Raw genomic sequence first — 12,645 nt, 5'->3', positions numbered from 1 at the left:
CATCATGACAGATTTTTTTACAGATAAAATTTACGGTTTTGGAAAGCGTTATTTTAGAATGCAGGCGCTGGCCTCCACGCTTCGCTTTTTGACCATCGTTTTGCTTTTGTGGTTGAGCGTGGCTCTGGCCGACGATTTGTTCTATTTTTCGGAAATTACGCGCTGGGGCATCTGGTTTATTAATTTGGGCGTTGTGCTCTGGCTGGTCTTTACCTTATTGTTCAATCCTATCAAAAGATATTTCTCCCTTTCCCGTAAAAGCGACCTTTCAGCATTAACGCGTTTACTGGGCAGGCTGTACCCGGAAATAGGAGACGATCTGGTTAACGCTTATCAACTGGCGCATGAAAATGAAGAACGACTGGTTTCGGAAGAGCTAAAAGAGGCCGCCGTGCGCCAAATCGTTTCCCGCTATGAGGATTACGATTTTGAACGGGCTATTCGCTTTAAAAACTTTTTCCCTGAGTGGAAATGGGCCGCTGGTTTTGGGCTGGTGTTTTTGCTAATGTTTGGCTTGCTGCATGATGCTTTGTGGATTTCGACGCTGCGTATTTTGAATCCGACCAGGACTTACGCTCAGTTGCCGGCGTTTGAATTTAAAGTGTTACCCGGCGACACGACGCTTGTAAAAGGTGATCCGTTGAAAATTAGCGTTGAGTACCGGGGACCGGAGCTGGAGAAATGTTATGTGGTCATTCATCATACGGGCGACAAACAATTTTTAGTCTGTCAGCCAGTAGATAATGGTTTTACGGCGCTTTTGAAAAATGTTCAGCAGTCGTTTACCTACAAAATTGCGGGCGAGCCGTTGTTAAAAAAGGGTGTGGACTCCTTTCTGGAATCCAGGGAATTCAGGGCAAAGGTTATTGCGCTGCCGTTTGTAAAAATTCTGGATGTAACAGTTTTGCCGCCTTCTTACACCGGGCTTGGAATACAAAAGTTAGAGCGCAATATCGGCGATGTTCAGGCTCTGCGCGGCTCAACCATAAAGGTACGGGCGGTAAGCGCCAGCCCTTTGCGCCGGGCCAGGCTGGTTTTTGAATCCGGCGATACTTTGAATATGAATGTTAACAACCAAATCGCAACCGGTCGCTTTACATTGAAAAAAGAAGATGCCTACCACATTGTGCTGGTCGATACCGCCGGCTATCGTAATCGCAATCCAATCCGGTACCGTCTTTCGGTTTTAAGCGACTACCAGCCGCTGGTGGAGATTGTCCGCCCGGGAGAAGACCTGGAATTAACGCTCGATTCGCAGTTACCGGTAAGTATTGACGCCCGTGATGATTTTGGTTTGCAGCAGGTAAAAATAGTTTATCAAATTGTCCACGATCCGCCGCGCGGCGATACCCTGTGGCAGGCCATATCTCTGCCGCTTGCCGAACAGGGCGCCAAACACGTTTCAATCACGCACGTGTTGGATTTTAACACTTTTCCGCTGGCCTTTGGCGATCAGTTTAAATATTACGCTATGGCGCTGGATAATAATGTAATCAACGGGCCGGGAAGGGGAAAGAGTCGGATTTATTACATTCGCTTTCCATCTATCGAAGAGATATTTCAGGCGGTTGATGAAACCCAGCAGGAGAATGTGGAAGATTTGCAAGACGTGGTTAAAGAAGCCAAAACAATGAAAGAGAATCTCGAAAAGCTGGAACGGGAGATCAAACAATCGCAAAAACTGGATTGGGAAAAGAAAAATCAACTGGCGCAGGATCTGGAACGTCAGAAACGGCTGCAGAAGAAAGTGGAGCAAATTCGCAAAGAGCTGGACGAGGCCATAAAAAAACTGGAACAGAACGATTTGATCAGCGAAGAGCTTTTACAAAAATACATGAAGTTGCAGGATTTGTTCAGAGAAGTTTTGACACCCGAACTGGAAGAGGCTTTGAAGAAATTAAATCAGGCTCTGGAAAAGGGCGTACGGCCCAAAGATGTGGAGAGAGCGCTGAAAGAATTCCGGCTTAATCAGCAAGCATTTGAAGAAAAAATTGAGCGCACCATGGAGCTGCTTAAACAGGTGCAGTTTGAGCAAAAGATGGAAGAGCTGGTAAAGAAGGCCGAGGCGCTGTACAAACAGCAGGAAAAAATGTCGCAGCAGTTGAAAGAAAAAGAGAAACTGAACAGCGCGGAGAAGAACAGACTGTTGCAGCAGCAAAAGAAGCAGGAACAGCTAACCGACCGGCTGCAATTTGATTTGCAGGAGCTGCAAAAAAATCCCATGCTGGCCAGATATCCTGAGGCACAAAAGCAGATCGATTCTGCCTTGACGCAAATGCAAAACGGAGAGATGAAGCAGGGATTGAAAGATTTGCAGCAAAGCCTTCAACAGTCGAATACGACGCAGGCCCAAAATAGTTCGCAGCGGTTGCAGCAGCAATATCAAAGCATGAAGAGCGCATTACAGCAGGCATACCAGAAGATGTTGAACCAGAGTAAGCAAAAGATCGCCCAAAAGATGCAACGTACGCTTGAGCGGTTGTTGCAATTATCGCAGGCTCAGGAACGGTTGCAGCGAAAAACAAAGCAAACTTCACAGTTAAGCGAGAAGTTTAACGAGGTGATTCGGCAGCAGGGGCAACTGAACGAAAATTTGAACAAAGCCATTTCCGATGTTGTTCAGCTTTCGAAGGAGACGTTTTTCATTCAACCGCAAATGAGCAAAAGTCTGCAAAACGCCGCGCGCAGCATGAATCGGGCGTTGCAGCAATTAAGCGAGCGATTCAAAAACAGCGCCATGCAATCACAACGGCAGGCCATGTCGGCGCTCAATCAAAGCATCGGACAGATGATGCAAGCGCAACAACAAATGGCTGGCAGTTCGTCCGGCACCGGTTTTGAACAATTTATGCAGCAACTTCAGCAAATGGCCAACCAGCAGGGGCAGCTTAATAACGAAACGATGAATCTATTTGGTCAGGGCAACCAGGGTCGGCTTTCGCTGGAACAGCAACAGGCCATGCAGCGGCTGGCGGCGCAACAAGCTGCGCTGAAACAGGCTCTGCAAAAATTGTCCGAAGAAATGGGCGAGCGGCAGAACGTACTTGGGCGGCTGGGGCAGGTGGCGCAGGAAATGGAAAAGGTGGTGAAGGATCTGCTCAATAAAAATATTAGCCGCAAAACCATTGAACGCCAGCAGCGCATTTTGTCCCGCATGCTGGACGCTCAGAAGTCCATTCGCGAAAGAGAATATTCCAAAAAGCGCAAAGCAGAGCAGGCAAAAAAATACCTGGCGCGCGATCCGCGAAAACTAGAAAATATTTATGATCTGGATTTAAAACAACTGCAGGATGCCATGCGCAATGCGCTGCAACAGGGCTACAATCGCGACTACCAGATTTTGATTGAGGCTTATTTTAAAAAATTGATGGAACGTTACCAGAACGAAAATCAATAAAGCAGATGGGGATTTTTTTCTGATGCGCCAGAGCTTAACGGTTTTTTTTGTTTTGCTTTTGACACTTTCCGGACGGACGGGCCTGGTTTTTGAACAGGCGTATCAGTTTTGCAACGGGCAAATCGTGGTAGAAACAAGAGGGCCAATAGAAAAACATCCAAAAGTTGCCCTGGTGTTAAGCGGCGGCGGAGCGCGTGGCGTGGCTCATATTGGGGTGCTCAAAGCGCTTGAAAAGTACAAAATTCCCATCGATTTGATTGTGGGCACCAGTATCGGCAGCGTGGTTGGCGGATTGTACGCCTCGGGTTACACCACAGATGAAATCCTGAAGATCATGCAATCCATTCGCTGGGACGAAATTTACCAGGATAGAACACAAAGAACCTCGCTGTTTGTCGGGCAAAAAGGCGAGCAGGATCGGTACCTGGTCAATTTGCGTTTTAAAAACGGCACGCCGTATATTCCGGTTGCCATTTCTCCCGGCCAGCGTATTTTGATGACTTTATCGGATATTATTTTGCGAGCGCGCTACCAGGCCACCAGTAGTTTTGATTGTTTAAAAATTCCCTTCCGGGCGGTGACTACCGATCTGGTAAGCGGTAAAACCATTGTGTTAAAAGACGGCAATCTGGCCGAGGCGATCAACGCTTCCAGTAGTATTCCGCTGCTTTTTGTGCCCATCGAAAGAGATTCCATGCTTCTGGTGGATGGCGGGCTGCGTTCCAATTTGCCGGTCAATGTGGCCCGCAGCGAAGGCGCCGACCTGGTCATCGCCGTGGATGTAACTTCGCCTCTGCGGAAAAAGGACGAGATTAACGCGCCCTGGCAAATTGTTGATCAGGCGACGACCATCATGGCCGAAATGGAACGCCAGTTAGAGCGGAAAAATGCCGATGTGCTTATCGTGCCGCCTGTTGGCCTGCGCCGCAATGACGATTATTCCAACCTGGATGAACTTGTACACACAGGTTTTGAAGAAGCAAAAAAACATATTTCCGAAATTAAGGCGTTGATTAAACGTCGGAGTCATCAATCTTCGCAAAAGTTTTTTATTAAGCGTATCGCCTTCAATCAGTCCACCCTCGAAATAGAGGAAGCGGCAAAGTTACTGAGCATGGAAAAGAAATGGGTTGCTCTGAGCGATATTATTAACAACCTTATGGAGCAGGCCGCCACGGGTAACTACCGAAAAATCGAAGTTTTCGCAGATACGCTGGGTGATTCGTTAAAAGTTGGCGTTCATGTTGAACCTTTCCCTCCAATAAAAACGATCAATATTAGAGGGCTTCAGCAAAAGGATGAAAAAACCGTCCGCGATTTAATGTTTTTGCAGGAAGGAAAACCGTTAAATGTGGCGTTGTTAAAAGAAGATTTGAAAAACATTACCGATCTTTACCGGGAAGACGGTTTTTCTTTGATGCGGATAGATAGCGTTTGCTGGGACAGGAATGGGCAGACCTTAACCATTCATATTAACGAAGGCATCATTAAAGAGATTGAGATTTCCGGAAATACAAAGATAAAAGATTACGTCATTGCTCGCGAATTTTCGCGTCAAAAAGGACGCGTGTTTAACTGGAAAAATATTGCGCAGGCCATTCAAAATGTGTATTCCACGCAGCTGTTTGATCGTGTGACCGTTGATATTTCAGGAAACGGGCCGGATTACAGGTTGCTTGTAAGAGTTAAAGAAAAATCATCGGTTGTTATGCGTTTTGGCGGAAAGTACGATACGGATCGCCGCGCTCAGCTTTATATTGAATTCGGGGACGAGGCCTTACTGGGCATGGGCATTAAGTCCATGTTCGTGGGGCGCTTTGGCACAAAAGACGGCAAGGTGGGCTTCAAATTGAGAGACGACCGGATTTTTACGACCTATCTGACCTTTGACCTGCAGGGCTATTACACCTGGCAGGTGAATCCCATTACAACGCCGTCCGGAAAGGGCGGCAGCTATCGAGAAGAGCGGCGAGGCGTAAGATTTCAGGTCGGCCAGCAGCTCCAGCGGCTGGGGCAGTTTATCATTGAGCTGCGCCACGAAAATATTAAGGATGTAAAAGAAGACGGCGTTTTTCCGTATACACAAAACATCAATTTGCGGACTTTTGCCATTAAAGCCATTGCGGACAAACGCGATCGAATCGACTTCCCTACGAAGGGGATCAATAACTACTGGTCGTGGGAATCGGGCAATAAATTGGTGCTGGGCAGCACGGAGCCGTTTACTAAAATTTTAGTCAATCTGGAAGGTTATTACACCTTCAGAAAGCGGGCCACCTGGCATGTGCGCACCTTTTTTGGCGTGGCCGATCGCAGTACGCCCTTTTCCGAGAATTTTCGGCTGGGCGGTATGGATGAATTTTACGGTCTTTACAAAAACGAATATTTTGGCCGACAGTTGTTTTTGTTTAGCGGCGAGTATCGCATCAAACTACCTCTGGAATCATTCCTGCGCGATAATTTCATGTTCAGGAATTTTTATGTTTCGGCGCGCTATGACCTGGGGGGAATATGGCTCGATCCACAGCTGGTGTTTTCTCTGGAAGATTTTTTTACCGGTATTGGGGGCGCGCTGGGAATCGACACGGTTCTGGGGCCGCTTCATTTTGCCATCGGGCATTTGACGGGAGGTAGAACCGTGGGCTATATTTCTTTAGGATTCAATTACTGACGACGCCATCCACCATTGTTTAAATTGCGCATGTTGTAAAATTTTTTGGTGGGCTTTATGAATGGCCCACTCTTCCAGCTCGTTCCGCCGAATCCAGCGCGTCTGAATGTATTTTTCAGAATTAAAAGAGATTTTTGCGGCGCTTTGCAGTAAAATCGGCCGGTATTGCAGATGAATGTGTGTGTAAATCTGCTTCAGAACCGGCATGGGTTTGCAGGCTTTCACGGTAAATTGAGGAAATTTGCTGCTCAGGATGGCTGCAACCTGCGGAGAGTTTTTTTGCAGCGGCGCGTCGAGTTCGATGGTAGGGAATTCCCACATGCCGGCCAGCATGCCTTTGCCAGGCCTTTGTCCGACCAGTAAGTAGCTTCCGTGGCGAATGACGAACACCAGATGAAATCGCTTTTTTCTGGCAGGCGTAGAAGACTTAAAAGGAATGGCGTCCACCTTGTTGCGGTGAAAAGCCTGGCAGCTGGTATGAAGCGGGCATTGCGCACACAATGGAGCGGCCGGTTTGCAAACCAGGGCGCCTAATTCCATGATGGCTTCGTTAAAAAGGCCGGCCTGCGTCGGTAAAAGCAATTGCTGCGCTTTTAATTGAATGGCTTTACGTGTGGCGGAAAGCCGAACATCGTCTTCAATAGCAAACAAACGGGATATGACGCGAATGACGTTACCATCGACTACGGATAATGGCTGGTTGAAGGCGATGGAAAGGACGGCCGCGGCGGTGTAAGGGCCGATTCCCGGTAAGGTGAGCGCAGTTTTAAGATCAGTAGGAAAGCGGCCGTTAAAATGGGTTACAATTTGCCGGGCTGCTTTTAGCAGGTTGCGCGCTCTGGAGTAATAGCCCAGTCCGGCCCACATTTGCAAGATATCGTCTTCGATGCTGCGGGCTAATTCAAAAATGGTAGGAAAACGCCGGATAAATTTTTGATAATAAGGTATTGCCTGAGTTACCTGGGTTTGCTGCAATAAAAATTCCGACAGAAACACGGGATACCAATCGTTGGTTTGGCGCCAGGGTAAGTCTCTTTTGTGATGTTTAAACCATTGAACCAGGGCCAGGGAAATTTCTTTCATTTTACTCCGTAAGTTGCTTTTTATTTTGGATAACGCAAGTTAAGGAAAAAATATTTTGCAAAAAACAGTGAGGTTTATGGAAAGGGAAAAATAAATGCAAGGAAGAATGGGCGTAAAAAAGATAGGTGGTGGGGATGTTGAGGGGGAGAAGCCCGGGGCAACGCCCCGGGCTGTGGTGGGGGAGGTGAGGGTGGAGCGCTCTGAAAGAGCGCTCCGACTTTCTCTTTTACGATGGGATTGTCATTGGGTGATATCACCGCGTGAAACCGCCGATAAGTCAAACACAAATAACGTCCGGCCTTACAAAGACAGTTGGCCGAAATGATCATGACGTGGGATTAAGAGTGTAAGCCCGGGGCGTTGCCCCGGGCTGCGTTCTCAGCCCACAAAAAAGCCCGCTCTGTCAGAGCGGGCTTTCCCCCAACTTCTATATCTCCCCCCTTCCCCTTACTTTTTCACTCCGTTCCAAAAGCTAAAAAAAAATCCGGACGCACGGCAAACCATGCATCCGGATTCATCTCAAATTGCTAAAGAAAGTACTTCTATTTCAAAAGCACCATCTTACGGATAAAAGCCTTACCGTCTTCAGTGGTCAAACGGTAAAAATAGATTCCTGAAGCCAGTTGCGAACCATTGAAGGTTACCACATGGTAGCCCGCCGGCTTGTCGCCTTCAAAAACGGTAGCCACTTTTTTACCCAGAATATTGTAAACCGTAATGGAAATCTTTCCGGCTCTGGGCAGACCAAAACGGATTTTAGTCAATGGATTAAACGGATTAGGGAAATTCTGGCGTAATTCAAATGATTTCGGAATTTGCGAGAACAAATCGTCCTGCAGGCCGGTGGGCGAGGTAACCACCACTTCGATGGTGTCTCTGGTCGTGGCGGAACTGTCGTCGCTAAGGATGCAGGTCAGCTGAACCGTTCCGGCAAACTGCGGCGCGCTTAACGTTAGATTAGTTGATTCCGTATCATAGCTAAATTTCAAAGAGTCATTGCTGACCATGAAATTCCAGCTTAGCAGAGAATCGGGCGTATCGATATCAAAGGCAAAGTCTTTCATGGTCAAAACATAAGTGGTGTCATTGTCAAAGGTGATCTCAGATGGCAGGTTCCTGATTTCAGGCGCATCATTAACCGCTTTTACATTAACCAATACACTGGTAGAATTGCCCACCAGACCGTCGTCAACCGTAAGCGTCAAAGTGTCGCTGCCAAACCAGTTGGCCGGCGCTTTTAGGAGGAAGGCGTGGTCTTTCTTTACAACCGTAACGACCTTTGCGCCCGTCAAATCAAAGTTTAATGTCGAATCGGGATTGTCTTTATCTTCCACATACGGATACCAGTTGCTAATGTCATAGAGCAGCGAGTCGTCTTCCTTAAAGGTTAAGGTTGGCAGCGGCAGGCTAAAGCTAACGGTGTCGTTCACGGCCAGCACTTCAAACGTAACAGTCATGCTATCCGCCAGCCCAGCCGTATCGACAACGGTCAATGTTAATACTTCGCTGCCGTTCCATTCGCTTGAAGGCGGTTCCACAAAGAGAAAACGCTGGGGCGTAATCGTGGCAGAAAGTTCTATCTGTCCTTTGACCGACCAGCTCAATAAACTGTCCGGATCATCCACATCGCTTACGTAATTATCCAGCGCAAAAACGTCGAAGGATTGCCCTTCCATAATGATCTGATCGTCCATCTGGATCACAACCGGCGCATCATTGACGGGCGTAACGGTAATTAAGACCTTTGCCGTGTCCAGAGCGCCGTTGCCGTCGCTAATCACGTAGCTCAGACTGTCTTCGCCGAAAAAGTTGGCAAACGGACTATAGGTTAAGCGATTGTTTGCCAGCGCAATCCGGCCGTGCAGAGCAGAATCGATGGCCGCTATTTGTAGCGAATCGCCGTCGACATCAAAATCATTTTCAAGCAGAGCAATAACCAGGCTGCTGTCTTCTGCAACGCTGGCCGTGTCGTTCATGGCCACGGGCGCATCGTTAACCGGCAGCACTGTAAACTTGACGGAATCCTGATCCATGGCGCCGGAAGTATCCGTAACCGTGAGCACAACGATTTCAGAGCCGTACCAGTTTTCATCAACGGGTTGGGCAGTGAGCACGCGGTCATTGGATATAGAAACCGCGATGTTTTGTGTAGGGCCTGCCTGCCATTGTAAAACGCTGTCCGGATCGTCCACATCGCTGACAAAAGCATCGAGTTCAATGGGCTCAAAAGCCTGCCCCTCGTTGGTCTGTTGTTCATTCAGGCCGCTGATCATGGGCGGATCGTTAACCGGCGAGATAGTTACAAATACCGAAGCCGTGTCTAATCCGCCGTTGTTGTCGCTGACCACGTATTGAAAGGAGTCGTCGCCGTAATAATTGGCGGCCGGCGTGTACTTAATCAATGTGTCGGCCACAATGCTGGCCGTACCGTGATTTAAATTCAAAATTTGAGTTATGGTCAACGGATTATTTTCGGCGTCCGAATCGTTTTGCAGGACGGCAATGTGCAACGAGGAATCTTCGCTGGTGGCGGCGTGGTCATCCACAGCCAGGGGCGGATCGTTAACCGGCTGTACGGTAAAAGTCACGGTGTCACGGTCGCTTAAGCCGCCCGGATCGGTTGCCGTAAAAACGATCTGTTCGCTGCCGTTCCAGTTGGGATCGGGGATGGCAATGTGCGCCACGCGATCGGCCGAAATGGAAACCTGCAGATCCTGATTGCCGCTGTACGTCCAGTTAATCTCGGAATCGGCGTTATCCACGTCGTTCACGTAATTATCCAATACAATATCGCTAAAGGTTTCGCCTTCGTTAATGGTTTGATCGGGAATATCAGAGACAACCGGCGCATCGTTTACCGCTTCAACGGTCACATAAACGGTTGCCTGCGCGCTTCCGCCATTGCCGTCGTCAATGGTATAGGTAAATGAATCGCTGCCCGACCAGTTTGTTTCAGGCGTGTAAATCACCTGATTGTTGTCGATGACTGCCGTGCCGTGCGTGGGAGAGCTAACTGCGCTAACCAGTAAATTATCTCCGTCAACATCTGAGTCATTGGCCAGCACATCGATGGTGGCGGCCACATCTTCAGAAGTGGTAGCATTGTCGTCAACCGCGACGGGGGCGTCATTGATGTTGTTAACGGTAAAGGTTGCGGCATCCTCTCCGTAAGCGCCGTCTGGATCGGTGGCCCTGAAGGTGATGGTTTCGGCGCCGAACCAGTCGGAATCAGGCACAGAAACCGTTGCAATATGGTCGGCAGAAATAACAACAATTAAGTCCTGATTGCCGCTGTAAGTCCAGGTCAGTTCCGATTTGTCGTTATCCACGTCTGTTACATAATCGTCGAGCGCAATGGACACAAAGGATTGGCCTTCGTCGATGGTCTGATCGGGGATGTCGGAAACGACCGGCGCATCATTTACGGCATTCACTGTAAAGGTGGCCGGATCGCTATCGGAAAGGCCGTCCGGATCGGTGGCCGTAAAGGTGATGGTTTCGCTGCCGTACCAGTCAGCGTTGGGCGTGCTGATGGTTGCAACCCGGTTTTCATCAATTGTCACGATGAGCTCCTGGTTGCCGCTGTATGTCCAGGTCAGATCCGATTCCACATTGTCAATATCGGTGACATAATCATCCAGATAAATCTGTGTAAAAGATTGACCTTCGTCAATGGTCTGGTCGGGAATATCGGAGACGACCGGCGCATCATTCACATTGTTTACCGTAAAGGTGGCGGCGTCGCTGCCGGAAAGGCCGCCCGGATCGGTGGCCGTAAAGGTGATAGTTTCGCTGCCGTACCAGTCGGAATCGGGTGTTTGAATGGTGGCCACCCGGTTTTCATCGATGGTTACAATTAACTGCAAATTGCCGGAATAGGTCCAGGTCATTTCGCTGTCGGCATTGTCTTCATCTTCCACGTAATTATCCAGATAAATCTGTGTAAAGGATTGACCTTCGTCAATGGTCTGGTCGGGAATATCCGAAACGATCGGCGCGTCATTGACGGCCACAACCGTTAAAGTAAAGGTTTGCGTATCGGTGGCATTATTCAGGTCAGAAACCTGAATAACCACCGTGTAATCGCCGGCTTCTTCATCGGTCTGGGGCGTTCCAGAAAGCAGGCCGGTAGCGGCGTCCATACTTAAAAAAGCGGGCCCCTGCAGCAGGGCATAGGTCAAAACTTCTTCCGCGTCAGGATCTTCGGCCACCACCTGATAGGTGTACAATTGATCCTCGGTGGCCTGGGTAACGGGCTGAGAAACGATTTGCGGAGGCGTGTTCTGATACTCGTATGGTCCCATATCCGCCACCGCCGTACCGTCGCGGTCGCCGTCAAAGGGGCGCGGTTCGCCGTCAAAATCGACAGTTGGCGCATTGGTGTTATCTCCGGCATCGACCACGGGCGAGTTGGCTTCGAAATGGAAGTCGTCGTTGGCCGCGTCTTTAAACTGAGGATCGGCGTCGATATTGCCTTCGCCCGAGTAGCCGCCTTCGACGTTGGAGTAGGTTAAGTCGGGCACGCCGAATATCTGGTTGCTGGAGTTGGCGGAGTTGCCGCGGACGATTAAATTTTTACCGCTGAGCAGGCTGGAAGAACTGTAAAGAAAAATACCGCCGCCAGAACCATTGAGCGAGGAATTGTCGTAAACCAGGTCGTTGAGCATGGTCATATTGGTGTTGGCAAAGGAGCCGATTCCGCCGCCGCCCAGTCCGTCGGCTTTGTTGTGAATGATGATATTATTTTTAAGCGTCGGAGTAGCCAGTTCGAATACCGAACCGCCTTTAATGCCAATTCCGCCGCCGTATTGACCGGCAATGTTGTGACGGATCAAATTAAATTCAATTTTTGGCGCGCCTGCGGTAAAAATCCCGCCGCCGCCTTCAACCGCTTTGTTATGCTGAATCGTACAATGTTTGATAACCGTATTGGAATCGATTGAAGCAGCGCAAAAGATGCCGCCGCCATTGTTCTCGTAATCCTTGCCGCCGGAAAGGTCGATATCGGCATCGCCTTTTTCAATGCGGCAGTGAATCAGTTTATTTACCGTTGAAGCCCCGGAAAGCAGTTTGATGCCGCTCCATTCCGTGGCGCTGCCCGGCGCGTCATCCAGCGTAAAAATGATTGAATCCTGGGTGTTGCCTTCGGCGATCAACGAACCATAAACCAGAAACAATACATCATCATGAAATTTTACAGTAACCCCGGCTTCGATGGTCAAAGTGGCGCCGGCCTCGACAATCAATGTGTCGTTGGGAACATCCACAATCCACACGCCGTCGCCAGAAGCATTGTTCTTAGTCCATGTGGTGTTGGCGCTGATGGTAGATTGACTCCAGGTGTCGGCGAACAAAAATGAGCTTGCGAGCAGGATAAAAGATACTAAGTAAAAAACTTTTCGCATACGATGACCTCCTGTCAAAATTTTCACAAAATGTTTATTCAAAGGTAATAAAAGCTACCTGACTTTGATTTGATTTAAATCATACTTTA

At 48.8% G+C, this 12,645-nt stretch carries 4 protein-coding genes; 2 read left to right on the top strand and 2 right to left on the bottom strand.

What is annotated here, in order from left to right; all coding sequences use genetic code 11:
• Positions 1–4: 4 nt before the first annotated feature.
• Entirely contained in the window at positions 5–3,397 is a 3,393-nt protein-coding gene (locus Cabys_RS16385; protein WP_006927267.1) for a DUF4175 family protein, read from the top strand.
• A gap of 22 nt (positions 3,398–3,419) precedes the next feature.
• Positions 3,420–6,068, top strand: a complete 2,649-nt coding sequence (locus Cabys_RS16380) for a patatin-like phospholipase family protein (protein ID WP_006927266.1) — start codon at positions 3,420–3,422, stop codon at positions 6,066–6,068.
• Here Cabys_RS16380 and mutY read toward each other — a convergent pair.
• Both mutY and Cabys_RS16365 read right to left on the bottom strand, forming a co-directional pair.
• Positions 6,051–7,151: an A/G-specific adenine glycosylase gene (mutY, locus tag Cabys_RS16375; RefSeq protein WP_006927265.1), complete on the bottom strand. Its 1,101-nt coding sequence runs from the start codon at positions 7,149–7,151 to the stop codon at positions 6,051–6,053. The two genes, Cabys_RS16380 and mutY, sit on opposite strands and share 18 nt — an antisense overlap.
• A 542-nt stretch (positions 7,152–7,693) precedes the next feature.
• On the bottom strand, positions 7,694–12,556 hold the full coding sequence (locus tag Cabys_RS16365) for an Ig-like domain-containing protein (protein WP_006927264.1): 4,863 nt from the start codon (positions 12,554–12,556) through the stop codon (positions 7,694–7,696).
• Positions 12,557–12,645: the final 89 nt, after the last annotated feature.

The organism is Caldithrix abyssi DSM 13497 (assembly GCF_001886815.1).
Lineage (GTDB): Bacteria > Calditrichota > Calditrichia > Calditrichales > Calditrichaceae > Caldithrix > Caldithrix abyssi.
Note: the sequence above shows the minus strand (reverse complement) of the source record. Positions and strands in the feature narration are given on the sequence as shown.

Excerpts from the sequence above, each read along its gene's own strand:
- Cabys_RS16385 (WP_006927267.1), top strand. The coding sequence starts at position 5 with ATGACAGATTTTTTTACAGATAAAATTTACGGTTTTGGAAAGCGTTAT.
- Cabys_RS16380 (WP_006927266.1), top strand. The coding sequence starts at position 3,420 with ATGCGCCAGAGCTTAACGGTTTTTTTTGTTTTGCTTTTGACACTTTCC.
- mutY (WP_006927265.1), bottom strand. The coding sequence starts at position 7,151 with ATGAAAGAAATTTCCCTGGCCCTGGTTCAATGGTTTAAACATCACAAA.
- Cabys_RS16365 (WP_006927264.1), bottom strand. The coding sequence starts at position 12,556 with ATGCGAAAAGTTTTTTACTTAGTATCTTTTATCCTGCTCGCAAGCTCA.